General features: G+C 68.5%; 18 protein-coding genes and 1 tRNA gene. 10 read left to right on the forward strand and 9 right to left on the reverse strand.

The genetic code is table 11. The features are described 5' to 3' along the window. Positions 1-395 precede the first annotated feature (395 nt). Positions 396-794, forward strand: coding sequence for a hypothetical protein (locus IEY82_RS35770; RefSeq protein WP_189128721.1), 399 nt, complete (start codon positions 396-398; stop codon positions 792-794). On the opposite strand, the gene IEY82_RS39645 is transcribed toward IEY82_RS35770, so the two are convergent. Next, the gene (locus IEY82_RS39645) at positions 791-994 is read right to left on the reverse strand and encodes a hypothetical protein (RefSeq protein ID WP_225264296.1); all 204 of its coding nucleotides are present in this window, start codon (positions 992-994) and stop codon (positions 791-793) included. The genes IEY82_RS35770 and IEY82_RS39645 overlap by 4 nt on opposite strands. Before the next feature lie 872 nt (positions 995-1,866). On the opposite strand from IEY82_RS39645, the gene IEY82_RS40040 reads away from it, so the two are divergent. Then, positions 1,867-2,001 carry a hypothetical protein gene (locus IEY82_RS40040; RefSeq protein ID WP_263648871.1) on the forward strand — a complete coding sequence of 45 codons (135 nt, stop codon included), beginning with the start codon at positions 1,867-1,869 and terminating at the stop codon, positions 1,999-2,001. A gap of 214 nt (positions 2,002-2,215) precedes the next feature. On the opposite strand, the gene IEY82_RS35785 is transcribed toward IEY82_RS40040, so the two are convergent. Further along, a complete protein-coding gene (locus tag IEY82_RS35785) occupies positions 2,216-3,550 on the reverse strand; it encodes an ABC1 kinase family protein (RefSeq protein WP_189128723.1) in 1,335 nt (444 codons plus the stop codon). 59 nt (positions 3,551-3,609) lie between these two features. Next, positions 3,610-4,722 carry a ThiF family adenylyltransferase gene (locus IEY82_RS35790; protein WP_189128724.1) on the reverse strand — a complete coding sequence of 371 codons (1,113 nt, stop codon included), beginning with the start codon at positions 4,720-4,722 and terminating at the stop codon, positions 3,610-3,612. Positions 4,723-4,828: 106 nt separating this feature from the next. On the opposite strand from IEY82_RS35790, the gene IEY82_RS35795 reads away from it, so the two are divergent. From IEY82_RS35795 to IEY82_RS35805, 3 genes are all read left to right on the forward strand, one after another. After that, positions 4,829-5,611, forward strand: coding sequence for an enoyl-CoA hydratase/isomerase family protein (locus IEY82_RS35795; RefSeq protein WP_189128725.1), 783 nt, complete (start codon positions 4,829-4,831; stop codon positions 5,609-5,611). 68 nt (positions 5,612-5,679) lie between these two features. Then, positions 5,680-6,195 carry a M48 metallopeptidase family protein gene (locus IEY82_RS35800; RefSeq protein WP_189128726.1) on the forward strand — a complete coding sequence of 172 codons (516 nt, stop codon included), beginning with the start codon at positions 5,680-5,682 and terminating at the stop codon, positions 6,193-6,195. Further along, complete coding sequence (locus IEY82_RS35805) at positions 6,192-6,776, forward strand: glycosyltransferase family protein (protein WP_189128727.1); 585 nt, start codon at positions 6,192-6,194, stop codon at positions 6,774-6,776. The genes IEY82_RS35800 and IEY82_RS35805 overlap by 4 nt, the downstream gene beginning before the upstream one ends. Here the strand turns inward: IEY82_RS35805 and IEY82_RS35810 are convergent. The 3 genes from IEY82_RS35810 to IEY82_RS35820 are packed head-to-tail and all read right to left on the reverse strand — an operon-like array spanning position 6,763 to position 9,603. Further along, the gene (locus tag IEY82_RS35810; protein ID WP_189128728.1) at positions 6,763-7,761 is read right to left on the reverse strand and encodes an endonuclease/exonuclease/phosphatase family protein; all 999 of its coding nucleotides are present in this window, start codon (positions 7,759-7,761) and stop codon (positions 6,763-6,765) included. The two genes, IEY82_RS35805 and IEY82_RS35810, sit on opposite strands and share 14 nt — an antisense overlap. Before the next feature lie 28 nt (positions 7,762-7,789). Further along, positions 7,790-8,350 carry an NUDIX hydrolase gene (locus tag IEY82_RS35815; RefSeq protein WP_189128729.1) on the reverse strand — a complete coding sequence of 187 codons (561 nt, stop codon included), beginning with the start codon at positions 8,348-8,350 and terminating at the stop codon, positions 7,790-7,792. After that, positions 8,347-9,603 carry a zinc-dependent metalloprotease gene (locus IEY82_RS35820; RefSeq protein WP_225264299.1) on the reverse strand — a complete coding sequence of 419 codons (1,257 nt, stop codon included), beginning with the start codon at positions 9,601-9,603 and terminating at the stop codon, positions 8,347-8,349. The genes IEY82_RS35815 and IEY82_RS35820 overlap by 4 nt, the downstream gene beginning before the upstream one ends. Before the next feature lie 79 nt (positions 9,604-9,682). On the opposite strand from IEY82_RS35820, the gene IEY82_RS35825 reads away from it, so the two are divergent. From IEY82_RS35825 to IEY82_RS35845, 5 genes are all read left to right on the forward strand, one after another. After that, positions 9,683-10,756 (forward strand): NAD-dependent epimerase/dehydratase family protein, encoded by a 1,074-nt coding sequence (locus IEY82_RS35825; protein ID WP_189128766.1) that lies wholly within the window; start codon positions 9,683-9,685, stop codon positions 10,754-10,756. A gap of 38 nt (positions 10,757-10,794) precedes the next feature. Continuing rightward, a complete protein-coding gene (locus tag IEY82_RS35830; RefSeq protein ID WP_189128730.1) occupies positions 10,795-11,220 on the forward strand; it encodes a molybdenum cofactor biosynthesis protein MoaE in 426 nt (141 codons plus the stop codon). A gap of 10 nt (positions 11,221-11,230) precedes the next feature. Further along, on the forward strand, positions 11,231-12,277 hold the full coding sequence (locus IEY82_RS35835; protein ID WP_189128731.1) for a YlbL family protein: 1,047 nt from the start codon (positions 11,231-11,233) through the stop codon (positions 12,275-12,277). A 129-nt stretch (positions 12,278-12,406) separates the two neighbouring features. Further along, the gene (locus tag IEY82_RS35840; protein ID WP_189128732.1) at positions 12,407-15,388 is read left to right on the forward strand and encodes a UPF0182 family membrane protein; all 2,982 of its coding nucleotides are present in this window, start codon (positions 12,407-12,409) and stop codon (positions 15,386-15,388) included. A 71-nt stretch (positions 15,389-15,459) separates the two neighbouring features. Then, positions 15,460-15,533 (forward strand) — tRNA-Met (locus IEY82_RS35845). A gap of 164 nt (positions 15,534-15,697) precedes the next feature. Here the strand turns inward: IEY82_RS35845 and IEY82_RS35850 are convergent. The 3 genes from IEY82_RS35850 to IEY82_RS35860 form a co-directional block, all read right to left on the reverse strand. Continuing rightward, entirely contained in the window at positions 15,698-16,156 is a 459-nt protein-coding gene (locus IEY82_RS35850) for an SdpI family protein (RefSeq protein WP_225264318.1), read from the reverse strand. Between the two features lie 74 nt (positions 16,157-16,230). Then, positions 16,231-16,542: an EthD family reductase gene (locus IEY82_RS35855; protein WP_189128734.1), complete on the reverse strand. Its 312-nt coding sequence runs from the start codon at positions 16,540-16,542 to the stop codon at positions 16,231-16,233. Between the two features lie 84 nt (positions 16,543-16,626). After that, on the reverse strand, positions 16,627-17,100 hold the full coding sequence (locus IEY82_RS35860; RefSeq protein WP_189128735.1) for a hypothetical protein: 474 nt from the start codon (positions 17,098-17,100) through the stop codon (positions 16,627-16,629). Between the last annotated feature and the right edge of the window lie 130 nt (positions 17,101-17,230).

The raw sequence follows: 17,230 nt of genomic DNA on the forward strand, positions 1-17,230 counted from the left end.
TCAAATCCTCCCAGCCCCCCAGACCCGTGTCAAATTGACCCGAACCAGTCTGACCAGCAGAAATCGAACACCACCCCGTTCCCAGGGCAACCCCTCTAACTTACCAGCCATCTGGACAGACACGAACCATCCAGACAAACCAGAAGAAGTGGGATGCGCGGGCATCTCCGAGATTCTGCGAACCTGCGGCGCCCTGCGCTCCGCAACTCTAGCAGCCTTGAACCCCTACCCGGCGCCACATAGGTAATCCTCAGGTCCTCCCCTCACCACCTGACACTCAAACCTGCCCAACACGCCGCCCCACATCCGTGAAGGCAAGCCGACCGCAAGCAATCCGCAATCGTGTCTCGGTACGAAGTACCTACGAGCACCATGCGCCCACGGAGGTGTCCACCATGACTCGCTCGGAGTTCGACGACATCCGCGCCTACCTCGCCGACGAGGCGACTCATGCTGGAGACCTGCTGCGAGTCGCCCGGACCCTGATCGACGACCTCGAACACGCCCGCATGCGCGAGGCTGTTCTGCGGACGCACTACCTGCGCCTGCTCACCGCCGCCAGGGCCACGGTCGCCGCGGACATCGCGGACGCGCCCGATCCCCTGGCTTTCATCAAGCACGAACTGGCCGAGCGGGGGCAACTACCCGCCGACGGCGAGGCCGTACAACGGATCCTCTCCGATGCCCGGACGGCGGCGGCGCTGCTCGCCTGCCTGGAGCAGAAGGAGACCATCCGCCCGCGCGGCATGCGCTCGCGCCGCTGCGTCGGCACCGGGCGACGGCTGCCGCGCTAAGCCGTCAGCTCTTCCACCGTGCCGGCGAACGCCGACCGGGCCACTTCGGTGTCGGGCGTCCGTTCATGGGGGCGGCGAAACTGGTCGACGAAGATGGCCACGTCGTCCAGGGCCCATCGAAGGCGGTAGAAGGCCAGAGCGGCCGGCTCCGGCCGGCGGCCCGAGACCTCCACGTATCTTTCGAGATTTCCCTCACACATCCAGAGGTCTCGCTCGGGCGGCGCCAGACCCACTGTGTCCCAGTCGACCAGCAGGCTCCGCTCCCCCGCCACAGCAGGTTGCCCGGATGCGGCTCCCCGTGGGTGACCACGCGCGCGTCCCAGTCGACCTCCCTCGCCAACCGGTCGAACTCGTCCAGCCGTCGTCGCAGCCCCTTGGCATGCTCCGCGACCAGCGATCCGGCGGCTCGCGTGAACGGCCCCGCCTCGCGGTGCCGATCACACTCCCCGATGGCCTGCTCCAGGCTCGCCCGATGTGACGTTCGGCGTGGGGAAGCGGCGCATGTGCCGGTGGCTCCGCCTCGTCCAGCCTGGCCAGCAGGTCCACGACCAGTCCTCGCCGCGTGGGAGTCGGCTCCTGACCGGATGATCCAGGGACGCCATCCAGGTACGGGAAGACGCTCACGGCGTACCGGGCTCCGGCCGGTCGGACGGTCTCACCGCGACTCGTGCGTATGGGAGCCACCACGAAGTCCGGGGCGCGTAGCGCGTCGGCGGTGTCCATGGCGTGGCGCAGAGCGGCTGCCCCGTGCCGGCCCTTCAGTTTCAGGCCTGCAGCGGTGACGAACCACCGCCAGTCGTCGGCGCCGGTCACGATCCAGTGGCAGTCACCGAGACCGACTGGGGCGTAGGCGAGCGCGACGGGTTGGATGCCCCATTCGGGTAGGACCAGCCGCAGGTTGTTCTCGTCGAGATCGCGGGGCCGATCCTTCATGTCCGTCACGTGCGTAGAGCGGTGACCGGATGACAACTCGGCACATACCCGCCCTTGGGCGTGCGGCTGTAAGACTTCGCATATGTGGCAACGAGGGTTGAATTGGGCGGCAATCATCCTTGTCGGAGTATTCGGCCTAATGTGGCTCGGTGTCGTGATTTATGCGGACGAAGCCTCTCCCCTGTGGATGCGGATCGCGGAAGCCGTCTTCGGCGTCCTCCTGGCCTGCTGGGCCATCCGAAAAGCGATCCTGATGATCATCAAAGAGTCATGAGCGAGCACTCGTACCAAATCGCTCCTCGGCATGCAGCGATCACCGCCCGCGAAGACCTCGCCCGACCACTTCGCCACGTATTCAGGATCAGTCGGCGCAAGCGCCGATTACCAGCAGTCGCATGCGGTGCTGACGACATACGCGACTACTTGTTCTGGCGGTCTCCTGGTGTTTCGGCGAGAACCCGTTTCAGGCCACGCGTGACCGCCAGGACTCAGCTGATGGCGAGCGGTTGGTCGTCGGGGTCGTCGGCGAAGCCGGGCACCCAGCGGATCACCTCGTCGCGGAACCGGGCGGTCGCGTTGAGCTGGCAGAGCACGCCTACGCCCGCCGCGTGCACCCGGTGGATGAGGACGTAGGACACAGGGAGGTTGAGCTGGCGTACCACGTTGTTGGGCCGTAGGTCGGTGACGCTGGCGGCCTGAGTCTGCAGCCACTGACGGCTGAAGGTGAACTCCTCCACCGCCGTCGGCTCGACGTAGGGAGCGAGGAAACCCCGGAGGGCGTCGACGTCCACCTCTATGCCGGGCAGGATGAACCCCTCGGCGCGGAGCCCCTCGACCACGCTCTCCATGTCGCCCTGGTTGAAGATGCGGGTGAGCTGGCCGAAGACCTTGGGGTAGCCCTCCGGGAGACGGTTGACCGCGCCGAAGTCGAGGATGCCGAGACTGCCGTCGTCGAGCATGCGGAAGTTGCCCGGATGGGGGTCGGCGTGGAGCATGCCCACCCGGGCCGGTGAGCAGAACAGGAAACGGACGAAGAGCAGCCCCATCCGGTTGCGTTCTTCCTGGGTGCCCTCGGCGATGACCCGGGACAGCGGGGTGCCGTCCATCCATTCGGTGACCAGCACCATCTCGTTGGCGGCGATCACGTCGGGCACGTGGAAGTCGGGATCGTCGCGGAACTCCAGAGCGAAGGCGTGCTGGGCCTCGGCCTCGCGGAAGTAGTCGAGCTCTTCGGCGATGCGCTCGCGCAGCTCGGAGAGGACCGCCTTGATGTCGAGGCCCGGCAGCAACACACCGAAGAGTTTGCCGAGGCGGGCCAGCTGCGTGAAGTCGCCGAGCAGGGCCTTACCGGCGCCTGGGTACTGGATCTTGACGGCGACTTCGCGGCCGTCGTGCCACACCGCGCGGTGGACCTGGCCGATGGAGGCCGCCGCGGTGGGCTGGTCGTCGAAGGAGCGGAAGTTTTCCCGCCAGTCGTCGCCCAGTTGCTCGGAGAGCACCCGGTGGACCGTGGCCACGGGCAGCGGGGGCGCGGCCTCCTGCAGCTTGGTCAGCGTGGCCCGGTAGGGGCCGACGATCTCCTGGGGCAGTGCCGCCTCGAAGATGGACAGCGCCTGCCCGAGCTTCATGGCGCCGCCCTTGAGCTCGCCGAGCACCTTGAAGATCTGCTCGGCGGTGCGCTGCTGGATCTCCTGGGCGACGAGCTCGGCGGGCCTGCCTCCGATGCGCTTGCCCAGGCCGAGTGCGGTGCGGCCGGCGAACCCGAGCGGAAGGGTGGCCAGTTTTGCGGAGCGCGTGACGGCGCGGCGTGGCAGATCGCTCACACTGATGCGCGGTGTCTCGATCGAGAAACCGCTCCTCCCTTCGCGATGTCGTCTCCGGATCAGGTCAGTCCCTGGTCGCTGACATCCTCCATTCTTAGCGAATAAGGATTGTTTCGCATACAACGACATTCGGGATGAGGGCTCCAGGGCCTGGTTTTCCAGTGCCAATCAGGCATGACGTCCACTGTGCCATTGGTCACAGCAGCCTCCCGGCCATCAAGATACGCAAGCGCGTGACCGGTCACGGAGGCGGCCATGAGTGCCGCCAGAGTGGTGTCGCAGGCGATCTCGCCGGGCGGATAGCCGCCCAGGCGGGCGGTGACGATCGGCCAGTCGGGGTCGCCGTCGCGCCGGGTCAGGTCGAGACAGTGCAGGCAGGCGGTGCGGCCGGGCAGCACCAGAGGCCCCACGGATCCGTGCCCCTCGAAGGCGGAGACCAAGAGGTGGGCGATGCCGAGCGTGGTCAACTCGCTGACGAGCACGCCGTCGAGCGGCCCGACCGGGGCGAGGATGACGAGATCGGGGCGCTCGGTCCGATCGCCCAGGTAGGGGCCGCCGGCCCGCACGCCGCTGGACGACGTGGCCCCGTCACCGGGCATGAGCCTGCGCGCCACGGCCACCGCCCCGTCCTGTCGGCTCATCCCCGCCTCAGCCCAGGTCAGCCCACCTGGTGTGAGGTCGCGCACCCGGACCGGCCCCGGATCGATCACCCGGATGTCTCCCACCCCGCAGGCGGCCAGGAGAGTGACCACCTGGGCTCCGACCCGGCCGGCTCCGTAGACCCGCACCCGGGCCCGTCGCCTGACGGCCAGCGCGGCCGCCGCGCCCTCCGGAGCGGTCGACGCCAGGTCGAGGGCGTCGAGGTCGGGGGCAAGCCGGTCACGCTCGGCGAGCGGCAACTCCTTCGCCAGAACCGTGGCGGCGTCGTGCACGACTCCGCGCGCGGTGAGCTGGTCGAGCAACCCTCGCGCCTCCTGCTCGGCCAGGCCGGCCGCCGACGCCGCGAGCAGCGTCTGCCCGAGGTCGCGGCTCCCGTCGAGCCCGTCGAGCCACTGCCGGACGGACCGCGTCAGCCCGGTCAGCAGGACCGCCCGCCCGGGATGCACGCCCAGCTGCAACGTCTGCTCGTCGCGGAGGATCCGCTTCAACGCGGGCTTCACACGTGGCCTCATGGCCGCAAGATTCGCACGCGCGCCCGCCCTCCGGAGCGGCTTCGCGGGCTCCTGTGGATAACCCCGTAGCTGAGCGGCCGGCCTGTGGACGGTTACGATCTCCGGCATGAACGAGCTCTTGGTCGATCGCTCGGAAGACGGTGTCGTCCGGGTCACCCTCAATCTGCCCGACCGGCGTAACGCGATGACCGACGACATGACGGAGCAGTGGCGCCGGACGATGGCCGAGCTGGCCACCGACCAGGACGTCCGCTGTGTGGTGGTCACGGGGGCGGGGACGGCGTTCAGCTCGGGCGGCGATCTGTCCTGGCTGGGCGAGCGAGGTGCGGAGCCGGTGCCTCGACTGCGGGATCGGATGCTCGGGTTCTATCGCACGTGGCTGTCCATCACCGAGCTGGAGGTGCCCACGATCGCCGCCGTCAACGGGGCCGCCGTGGGCGCGGGGCTCTGCGTGGCGCTGGCCTGCGACCTGATCTACGCCGCCGACGACGCCAAGCTGCTGGCGCCGTTCACCTCGCTGGGTCTGCACCCGGGGATGGCGGCGACGTACCTGCTGCCCAGGAGGGTGGGGGTCGGGCTGGCCCGGGAGATGCTGCTCGCCGGCCGCACGCTCACCGGGGCGGAGGCTGCGGGCAAGGGACTGGTGGATCAAGCCTTCCCCAGAGCCGACCTCATGAGCGAGGTCGACACGGTCGCCCGGAAGATCGCCGCAAACGCCCCCATCGCCACCAAACTCACCAAGGTTGCCCTCAACCAGGACCATCAGGACCTTGAAGCCGCGCTGCGCTGGGAGTCGCTCGCCCAGCCGGTGACCATGGCCTCTGCCGACATGATCGAGGGTTTGACCGCCCATCGGGAAAGGCGCATGCCCAAATTCACCGGGTCTTAATCATCTGACCAGCAGAAACAACCCCTCTCCCTCTGTGGAATTTCGTCAGTCTCGGCTAACGTGCATATGTGCCCCCCGAGACAGTCGAGGTTCGTCGCAGTCCTCGTCGCCGGCGGACGGTGTCCGCCTACCGCGACGGCGACAAGACGATCGTGCTGCTGCCCTCCTGGCTGACCGGTGAAGACGCTGACGAATGGGTGAGCCGGATGCTCGATCGGCTGGCGGCCAAGGAGCGCAGAAGGCGGCCGACCGACGAGGACCTCCTCGCCAGGGCGATAGAGCTGTCGATGAAGTTCCTCGACGGCAAGGCCGAGCCCGTGAGTGTGCGCTGGGTCGACAACCAGCAGCACCGATGGGGCTCCTGCACCCCGGAGAACGGCACGATCCGCATCTCGACGCGCCTCAAGGGCCTGCCGGAGTGGGTGATCAACTACGTGATCATCCACGAGTTGGTGCACCTGCTCGTGCCGAGCCACGGCCCCGCGTTCTGGAAGCTGGTGGAGCAGTATCCCAAGGCGGAGCGGGCGCGTGGATTCCTCGAAGGGTTCTCCGCCGCCGGGCACTCCACACCGGAGGAGTGTTGACGCGCGTCGTCGCGGTGCTGGCACGCCGGGGCATGGCGGGGGCGGCCCCCGAGGGCGTCGCCCCCCGGATGTTCCTCGAGGCGATCGCCGAGGACACCTACGAGATGGTCGCGAGCCTGGAGTTCGTCACGCCGGTCCTGGTGACGAGCGTTCCGGAGCTTGAGGAGATCGTCTGGCCCGGCACCGAGGTGATCGTGGTCGACGAGGACACTCCGCTCTCCGGTGTCATCGGGCGGCTGAAGGGCGACCAGGCCGCCGTGGTCGCCGCCGACGCGCCCGACCTGCCGCCGCTGCTGATCGGCAAGTTGTTCCGCGAGCTGGGCCGCGCCCAGATCACGGTCTGCCCGGCCGAGCACGGCGGAGCCGTGGCGTTGGCCTGCGGGCTCCCGATGCCCGGCTGGGCCGATCCCGATCTCGATGACCCCCACCTGGTGGCGACCCTGCGTGCTCGGGCCCCCGGCCCTCGCATGGTCGCGACCGGGCCAGGCTGGCACCGCCTGCGCACCCGCGCCGACCTCGACCGCCTCGACCCCGGTCTCGAAGGCTGGGACTCCACCCGTGCCCTGATCAGGGCACTCTGAGCTCGGCGAACACCGCGCGGTGGTCGGTGCCGGGCACGGTGTGCACGCTGACGTCCTTGACGCCCACGCGCCGGTCGACCAGCACGTGGTCGATCGTGATGATCGGCGGCACCCGCTTGTTCGCCGGCCAGGTCGGGATCAGGCCCGCGCCCACCTGGCCGGCCGCGTCCTTGTAGCCGCGTGACATCAACCGCCGCATGGGAGCGTGGTCGATCGTCGCGTTGAAGTCGCCCGCCAGCACCCGCACCCTCTCGCCCGACGCCGGCGGCAGCGCCTCCAGTGCCTCGTTCCAATCAGTGAACTGGCGGCCCACCGGCGGGTAGGGATGCACGTCCACGAGCTCGATCGCCTTGCCGCCCGGCAGCGACACCAGGGCCGCCGGCATGTTGTGCCCGATCGGCGGGACCATCGGGTCGAGCGGCTCGACGGGATGCTTGGAGTAGATGCCGCTGCCGCTCGCGCTCCACTCGTCCTGGAGCACCCGGTGTGGCATCAGGGTCTTCAGCCCTGCCGCGTCGAGCTCGCTGACCGCGCCAGGCGTCAGCTCCTGGGTGCTCAGCACGTCGGGATCGAAGCGGCGTACCAGATCGACGACCGTCTCCACGTCGGCCCGCCCGAACAGCAGATTGATCGTCAGCACCTTCAACGGCCTGCCCGCCGTGGCCTCGGCGGAGCCGAGCGTCCGGGGCAGCACTGTGAGGCCGAACGCGGTCGTCGTGAGCAGGGCGACCACGGTCGCGGCCCGCCTGCGCCCGAGCGCCGCGATCAGCAGGGGTACCAGCGAGCCCGCGGCGGCGTACGGGGTGGCGGTCATGAGCTGTGTGGGCAGCGACCCGCGCTCCAGCCCCGCCACCCTGGCCACGGCCCAGGCGGCGAACGGCGTGACCGCCAGCCAGGTCAGCGCGGCGCCGCCGATCTTGCGGCGAGGCCCGCGCACGGGCGTGACGATCGTGCCCCCGACAGGACTCTCGGCTGAGACGTCCACCTACCCCCCTTGTGGAACGGTACGGACTCTAGCCGTGTGCACGTGAACTCGACGTAAGGGCCGCCCGGCCACGGGCCGCCAGCCGGCGGGTGGCGTCGTCGGAGAGCTCGGGGATCTCGTCCACCGGGAACCAGCGCAGGTCGAGCGACTCCTCGCTGATCACAGCCTCGGCGTCGGCGGGAGCCACGGCGGCGTACTCGACGTCGAGGTGCCAGCTGTGGGGAGGATGGCACCACACCTTGTGCCGGTCGAGCGCCAGCGGGCCGGGGAGCAGTCGGAGCCCCTCGATCCCGGACTCCTCGGTGGCCTCACGCAGCGCGGTGGCCTCGAGCGTCGGGTCGGACGGCTCGCAGTGACCGCCCATCGGGAGCCACATCCCGGCCTTGGGATGAAGGGTGAGCAGCACGCGGGCACCGTCGTGCGACAGCACCGCGGTGGTCGCCGTCAGGTGCCCGGGCACGCACTCGCGCCACATCGCGTCGTGGTGCGCGCGCAGGTGGTCGAGGAACTCCTCGCGCAGCAGTTTCTCCTCGACGGTCGGCGCCACCCAGCCGGTCAGCACGTCAACCGCGTCGCGGTGTGAGCTCAACTCCCGTCGCCCTCGTCGTCGGGCTTGGTCTCCAGCTGTGAGATGTCCCACGACGAGTCGCCGCGTACGAACGCTTCGGGATCGTCCAGATCGTCGGCGTGCGGCATGAGGTCGGGGTGTGACCAGAGAGCGTCGCGCTCGTCGATGCCGCGCGCGTCCTTCAGCGCCTGCCAGAGGGCCGCCGCCTCACGGAGCCGGCGGGGCCGCAGCTCCAGGCCGACCAGCGTGCCGAAGGTCAGCTCGGCCGGGCCGCCCGTGGCGCGCCGCCGGCGTACCGTCTCGGCCAGCGCGCCGGCGGAGGGCAGCTTGCCCTCGGCGGCCTGGCCGACCACAGTGGCCACCCAGCCCTCGACCAGGGCGAGCATCGTCTCCAGGCGCGTCAGCGCGGCCTTCTGCCGCTCGGTCTCCTCGGGCTTGAGGAGCGCGCCGCCGCTCAGTGCCTCCTGGATCGCCTCCGGGTTGTTGATGTCGAGGCCGCGGATCTGCTCCTCCAGGGCGGAGGTGTCGACCGTGATGCCCCTGGCGTACTCCTCGACCGCGCCGAGCAGGTGCGAGCGCAGCCACGGCACGTGCTGGAACAGCCGGTGGTGAGCGGCCTCGCGCAGCGCCAGGTAGAGCCTGATCTCGTCGGCGGGCAGCTCGAGGCCCTGGCTGAAGGAGGCGATGCCGCCGGGCAGCAGCGCGGCGGTGCCGGACAGCGGCAGGCCGATGTCGCTGGTGCCGATCACCTCGCGGGCCAGCGAGCCGAGGGCCTGGCCGATCTGCTGGCCGACCATCATGCCGCCCATCTGCTTGAGCATGCCCATCAGCGGCCCGGCCATCTGCTGCGCCTCGGGTGGCAGACCGGCTCCGCCGAGCGCGCCGCCCATGGTGTCGACCATGCGCTCGGCGATCGGCTCGCAGAGCTTGCGCCACACCGGGATCGTGTTCTCGATCCACTCGGAACGACTCCACGCCTGCGGATTGGACACACCGCTGGGCAGCGAGGTCGCCTCGTTCAGCCAGAGGTCGGCCAGGCTCAGCGCGTCGACGATCTGACGGCGTTCGCCTTCCATGACGCTGGGATCACCGTCGGCGACCACGGCGTGGCGGGCTATGTTCTTCGCCATGTCCCAGTTGACAGGGCCCGAACCCTGCGGCGCCGACAGCATGTCGGCGAACTGGCGCATCGCCTGAGCCATCTGCTCAGGATTGCCGAACATGGCGAACGGGTTCTCGTTAGGGTCGTTTTCGCGACCTGGCAGGTCAGTCACCGCTCTACCTCGTGCAGGATGGAGGAGTCCACATCCGCAACGTTAGTCGTCCTACGGCGGTTCAGTGCAAAGTGAGGACCTGGTGCCTACCTCGAAACGCCCGCGCCAACCAGTCGTAGCCGTCACCGGCGCGGCCTCCGGCCTAGGCCGCGAGCTGCTCGCGAGACTCGTATCCTCCGCGGATTTCCGCAGAGTGGTGGCCATCGACGAAGAGCGCGGCGACATCCAGGAAGCCACGTGGAGAGTGATCGACGTACGAGATCCGCTCTTGGCGAACCGGATCTCCGACATCGACGTCCTGGTCCATCTGGCCGGTGACTACGCGGTCGACTCCGATCCGGGCGAGCGCCGGGCCTACAACCTGCGGGCGGCGCAGACCGTGCTGACCGCCTCCGCCGCCGCGCGGGTCCGCCGTGTGGTGCTCGTCACGAGCGCCATGGTGTACGGCGCCGCGCCCGAGAACGACGTGCCGCTGCCGGAGGACGCCGCGGTCGCCGCCGAGCCCGACACCGGCGTGGTGGGCGACTACCTGGAGATCGAGGCGCTGGTCCGCCGGGCGCTGCGCAGCCATCCGGGGCTCGAGGTGACCGTGCTCCGGCCCGCGGCGGTGGTGGGGCCGGGCGTCGACACGGTCATCACCCGGCATTTCGAGTCGCCCAGGCTGCTGACGGTCAAGGGCTGCTCACCGCGCTGGCAGTTCTGCCACCTCGACGACCTGCTGTCGGCTCTGGTGCTGGCCGCGCGCGGCCTGGTGAAAGGCGTGCTGGCGGTGGGCTCCGACGGGTGGCTGGAGCAGGAGAAGGTCGAGGAGCTGTCGGGGCTGCGGAGATTCGAGCTGCCCGCCGGGCTGACGTTCGGCACGGCTCAGCGCCTGCACCGGCTCGGCATCACCCCGGCTCCCGCGACCGACCTGCACTACGTGGTCTACCCGTGGGTCGTCGACTGCGCGGGGCTGCGCGAGGCCGGCTGGAAGCCCGCCTGGACCAACGAGGCGGCGCTGGAGCAGTTGCTGGAGCTCCGCGAGAACCGCACGACCGTGGTCGGCAGGCGGCTGCCGGTCAAGGAGGCGACGCTCACGGCCGCCGGCGCCACCGTCGCGGTCATCGGCACCGCGGCCATCGTCCATCAGGTGCGCAAGAAGCGGCGTCTCTGAACGCGGCATCTCCGGACAGACTAGGTAGGCTCCCTTACGTGGACGTCATCCGGTTGCTCGGCATTCGCGACACTGCGCTCTCCGTGGACGAGGTGCTGGCCGCCGTGAGCGACCACGCCGCCGGCGGCACCGCCGTCTTCATCGGCACCGTACGTGAGCAGGATCACGGCAAGCCGGTGACCCGGCTGTCCTATTCGGCCCATCCGTCGGCCGTCGAGGAGCTGAGGCAGGTGGCCGAGAAGGTCGCCGCCGACTTCTCCGTGACCGCGCTGGCCGCCGTCCACCGGGTCGGCGATCTGGAGCTCGGCGACACGGCGGTGATCGTGGCGGTGGCCTGTCCGCATCGTGACGAGGCGTTCAAGGCGTCCCGTCGACTGATCGACGATCTCAAGGCCCAGGTCCCGATCTGGAAACATCAGCTGTTCGCCGACGGGTCGGCCGAGTGGGTCGGTGCCTGCGAATAAGCTCGTCTCCATGTCGCGACGCGCCTTGACCCTGCTGGTTTCGGGTTTTCTCGTGCTCGTGCTCGGCATCCTCGGCGCCACCGCGAAGGTTCCGTACGTCGTGCTGAGCCCCGGGCCGACCGAGAACACGATCGGCGAGATCGAGAAGAAACCCGTGATCGCGATCAGCGGACGGCCGACCTACCCGACCAGCGGTGCGCTGAGCCTGGTCACGGTGGCCTACCAGGGCGGCCCCAGCAGCCGGATCGATTTGCTGACCGCGCTGCGGGGTTGGATCGATCCGAGCGTCGCCGTCGTCCCCGAGGAGACGATCTTCCCCGACACCCGCTCGCAGAAGCAGGTCGAGGAGGAGAACACCGTCGAAATGACCAACTCCCAGGACTACGCCACCGCCGCCGCGCTGACCGAGCTCAAGATCTCCTACGAGACCCTCGTCTTGGTCGCGTCCATCCAGAAGGGCAAGCCCGCCGACGGCAAGCTGAAGGACGGCGACAAGATCAACACCGTCGACGGCCGGCGGGTGACCGAGCTCAAGACCGTCTCCGACGCGGTCAGGGCGCACAAGCCGGGCGAGACCGTCACCTTCAACGTCACGCGGGGCGCGAAGACGCTGGACGTGACGGTGCCGACCGAGGCCGGCCCCGACGGCAAGGCGATCGTGGGCGTGGTCATGCAGCCCAAGTACGAGTTCCCGTTCGACGTAGACATCAACGTGGGCGACGTCGGCGGGCCGAGCGCGGGGCTGATGTTCTCTCTCGGCATCATCGACAAGCTGACTCCTGGCCAGCTCACCGGTGGCAAGGACATCGCGGGCACCGGCACCATCACCCCCGCCGGGCAGGTGGGCGCGATCGGCGGCATCGCCCAGAAGATGGTCGGCGCCCGCAAGTCGGGAGCCTCGGTGTTCCTCACCCCGGCCGAAAACTGCGACGAGGCCCTGCAGGCCGTGCCTGACGGGCTGCGCCTGGTCAAGGCCGACAATCTGCACAACGCGGTGCTCGCACTCGACGCGCTGCGCACCGGCAAGGGCGAAGTGCCCGCGTGCGGCACCGGATGAAACTTCTGGCGGCCGCCGTACGTTAGCCGTAGGGCTGGCCCTGCGGTGTAGGTTGCCAGACACGGACCGTTTGTTCATCACGACGAGGGGTTGGCCTTGAGCTTCCGGACCCCAGGAGCCGGCAGGGCGATGCGCTTGCCCCGCCGACCGCGACTGCTTCTGCCTGTCGCGATCGCGCTTGTGGCGATCGTGGCGTTCTTCTTCCTCTTCTCCGGCATTTATACCGACTATCTGTGGTTTGACGCGATCGACTACACGTCGGTCTTCTCCGGTGTGCTGCTGACCGAGATCGTGCTGTTCCTCGCGGGAGCGGTGCTGATGGTGGGCATCGTCGGCGGCAACATGCTGCTGGCCTTCCGGACGCGGCCGATGTTCGGGCCCGCCATGTTCGGCGGCGGCAGTGGCGCCGACCGCTACCGGATGGCGCTCGATCCCCACCGCAAGCTCATCTTCATCGTCGGCATGGGCATGCTCGCGCTCTTCGCGGGCTCGTCGTTCGCCGGGCAGTGGCAGACGTGGATGAAGTTCGCCAACGGCGCGTCGTTCGGCAAGGCGGACGCGCTGTTCGGGTTCGACATCTCGTTCTTCATGTTCGACTATCCGTTCATCCGGATGGTGCTGAACTTCCTGTTCACCGCGGTGATCATCTCGATCATCCTGTCGGCGATCACGCACTATCTGTACGGCGGATTCCGGCTGCAGTCGCCGGGCGTGCACGCCTCCCGTGCCGCGCGGGCGCACCTGTCGGTGCTGCTCGGGGTGTTCGTGCTGCTCAAGGCCGTCGCCTACTGGATCGACCGCTACGGTCTGGTCTTCTCCGACCGCGGCTTCGTCAACGGCGCGTCCTACACCGACGTCAACGCGGTGCTGCCGGCCAAGACGATCCTCGCGATCATCGCGCTGATCTGCGCCGCGCTGTTCTTCGCGGGCGTGATCAGGCCGGGTGGCATGCTCCCCGGCGTGTCCTTCGGCCTGCTGGTGCTGTCGGCCGTGCTGATCGGCGGCGTCTATCCCCTGCTGGTCGAGCAGTTCCAGGTCAAGCCCAACCAGCAGCTCAAGGAAGCCGCCTTCATCGATCGCAACATCGACGCGACGCGCGAGGCGTACGGCATCTCGGGCGCCGAAATGATCGAATACACCGCCGAAGCCGACCCGGCCAAGGTCAAGACCAACGACGGCGACGCCTCCGTGTCCGGTGTGCGGCTGCTCGACCCGGCTCTGGTGTCCGCGACGTACGAGCAGACGCAGCGCATCCGCGGTTTCTACGGCTTCCCCGACCAGCTCGACGTCGACCGCTATCCCGACTCCAACGGCAAGTTGGTCGACCACGTGGTGAGCGTCCGCGAGCTGCTCGGCCCGCCCGAGGGCCAGAACAACTGGATCAACAAGGCTCTCGTCTACACGCACGGCTACGGCTTCGTGGCCGCGCCCGGCAACGAGGTCGACTCCGGCGGCCTGCCCGCGTACGACGCCAAGGACATGCCGGTCACCGGCCAGCTGTCCACCTCGACCAAGCTGTCGGAGCCACGCGTCTACTTCGGCGAGACCACCGCGGCCAACGAGTACGTCATCGCCGGCGGCAACCCCAACAACCCACAGGAGCTCGACTACCCGGAGACGGGCGGCACCGGCCAGAAGAACACGACCTACACCGGCAAGGGCGGGGTCCCGGTCGGCTCGTTCATCAACCGGATGATGTTCGCCGCGAAGTACGGCGAGAAGAACATCCTGCTGTCGGGCGACGTGAACGACAACTCCAAGATCCTGTACGTGCGCAACCCGCGTGACAGGGTCGAGAAGGTCGCGCCGTTCCTCACCCTCGACGGCAACCCCTACCCGGCGATCATCGACGGCCGGATCACCTGGATCGTTGACGGCTACACGACCTCCAACGAGTATCCCTACTCGCAGAGCGAGAGCCTGGGTGACATGACCCGCGACACGACGACCGACCGTCGCGTGGTCGCGCAGCAGCCCCAGGACCACATCAACTACATCCGCAACTCGGTCAAGGCCACGGTCGACGCCTACGACGGCACGGTCACGCTCTACGGCTGGGACGACAACGACCCGGTGCTCAAGACCTGGAGCAAGGCCTTCCCCGGGATCATCCGCCCGGCCTCCGACATGAGCCCCGACCTCAACAGCCACGTGCGCTACCCCGAAGACCTCTTCAAGGTGCAGCGCTACACGCTCTCGCGCTACCACATCACCAACGCGGGCGCCTTCTACAGCGGCCAGGACTTCTGGAACGTCCCCAACGACCCGTCGCAGGGCGACCAGCAGACCAAGCAGCCGCCCTACTACCTGACCACCACGATGCCGGTCGGCAACGCCAAGCCGTCGTTCTCGTTGACGACGACGTTCGTGCCGAGGGAAGGCCCCAACCTGGCGGCCTTCATGGCGGCGGGTTCCACGGTGGGTGACGACTACGGCAAGCTGCGCATCCTGCGCATGCCTTCCAACACCGCCATCCCGGGACCGGGCCAGGCCCAGAACAACTTCCAGAACAAGTTCTCCGGCGAGCTCGGCCCGCTCGGCCTGGGCCAGGCCAACGTCAAATACGGCAACCTGCTGACCTTGCCGTACGCCGGTGGGCTCATCTACATCGAGCCCGTCTACGTACAGACCAAGGCGGGCACCGGGCAGGAGCCCTACCCCATCCTCAGGCGCGTCCTGGTGGCGTTCGGCAACAAGGTGGGGTCGGGTGACAAGCTGGAAGACGCTCTGAAGCAGGTGTTCGGCGACGCCCAGCAGACCACCCAGACGCAGCCCAACCAGCAGACCCAGCCCAACCAGCAGACCACCCAGACGCAGCCCAACCAGCAGACCCAGCCCAACCAGCAGATCACGGCGCTGACACAGGCCATCACCACGGCGGAGAAGGCCTACGCGGACGCCCAGAACGCCCTCAAGGCCAACCCGCCGAACTGGGAGGAGTACGGCAAGGCGCAGAAGCGCCTGGACGACGCGTTGAAGGCGCTGCGCAACCTCGGCGCCGAGCCCGCGGCGACCGGCACGCCCAGCCCGTCACCTTCGGTCAGCCCGTCGGCCACGCCGACCACCTCTCCCACCGTGTCACCGACTCCATCACCGGCGCCCAGCCCTTAGTGGGCCGGGCGGCCCCGGCCGATCAGTTTGCACCCACCCCGCACGGCCGATACTCTTACAACGCACACCGACGCGGGGTGGAGCAGTTCGGTAGCTCGCTGGGCTCATAACCCAGAGGTCGCAGGTTCAAATCCTGCCCCCGCTACTATGTGATGTTGCAAGACATCGAAACCCTCGAACCTCCGGGTTCGGGGGTTTTCTGTCGTTCCAGTGGGTCGCCGGTTTCCCAGGTGAGTCACCGGGTCCGAGACGGGTGACCGGGTCCAGTCGCGAGTCAGGTCACGCGGGCGGCACGGCCCTTGCCAGTTTCTAGGTGCCCGAGGTGTCGGTCTTGCTTGAAGCTTGCCGGTTGACCTGCGTGGCCACACGGTTGGCTCGCCGGCAGATGAGCAGGAGACCGCCGATGAGGATCGTGAGCTGGGCGCCGATGATCGCGAATTCCAGCGCTTCGGGCAGCGTGAACGCAGTGTCGCTGATCACGGCGGCGCCGATCACGACCGCCAGCGCCCCGGCCAGTCGCCGCAACGGGCGCCTCATCCAGGTGTGGGCGGCGTTCCAGGCCTCCGGCGAGGCGAGTGTTTCGCGGGTGCGAAGGCCGGAGAGGCGGTTTCGGGTGTCTACCGTGCCGGATTCGTCATGAAAGGCGATCAGCAGCAGGGCGAGCGACGGGAGCATCGTCAGCGACGTCACCAACACCGGCCCCATGCCCCACATCGTACCGAATGCGCCATTCCGGGCGATCAACAACGGCACCGTCCCGCTGTTCACGGCCAAGAAGGCGGCCGTCCTCACGAAAGCCCTGGTCACGGTGGCATGACCAGGGCTTCCAGTGTGGGGTGCGGTCAGCGCACGATGTCCGCCGGGCCGGTGAGGATCGTGACCCCGGCCCCGGCGAAGTTGGCCAGGTCGGCCAGGGCCGCCTTGCCCACGTCGCTGCCCACGGCCGCGTTGAACGACTCCTCGTCGTCGAAGGTCAGCACCGCGGCGAGGTGGTAGGCGGGCCGCTCGCCCGAGGTGGCGGCGGGACGGGTGGCCGTGTAGGAGCGCAGCCCGGGGAACTGGGCCGCGAGCGGAGCGTGTGTCTCGTCGTAGTGCTTGTCGAAAGCCTCGGCGCTCTCGGGATGGTTGTAGAGCGCTATGAGCTGGAATGCCACTGCCTGCCTCCAAGGTCGATGACTGTCGGCTGCTTCGATGAAACATCTCTCTGGCGCGCGGTGGAAGGCTCTGCTCGTGTGTCGTCAGTGGCAGCGCAGGTCCCAGCCCGCGTCGTCGGTGGCGAGAAACTCGAGGATCATGGACTTCGCCTCACCTGCCGGGACATCGCCGGCAGAGCCCTCGCTGGCAGAGCCCTCGCTGGCAGGGGCCTCGACGTGGACGCGCGTCGCGCTTCCGTAGTGGGCCTCGATCTCGGCGCTGCTCAGCGAGGTGTAGACGGAGATCCGGACGAGGTAGTCACAGTGGTTGCCGTTGCCCTCAAGCAGACCGACGGTGCCTTGCACACGACTGACCATGGTGTCGGGAAGCGGTGGCCGGTCGAGGATCCGCTCCATCATGCCGTTCAGCCGGGCGTCGTTGACCCACATCGGGACCATGACGACAAGGGCCGGAGCGACAAGGCAGGCGAGGACGACCAGTGTCCGGCGCACGCGACGGAGGCCCAGCCGTCTGTTAGGGGCTCTGAGCAAGACAGGTCGGGGGTCGGTCTCGGCCATGGACGCATTCTCATGGGTGGGCGCGGAGGTCGGAAACGTCGATGGGCACGGGGATTCCGTCTCGAAACCCCAACTTTTGCGGCGCCATCTTGTCGCGCGCCAGCCCCCCCGGCATAGTGGGACAAATCAC

It is taken from the genome of Nonomuraea cavernae (assembly GCF_014646355.1).
Lineage (GTDB): Bacteria > Actinomycetota > Actinomycetes > Streptosporangiales > Streptosporangiaceae > Nonomuraea > Nonomuraea cavernae.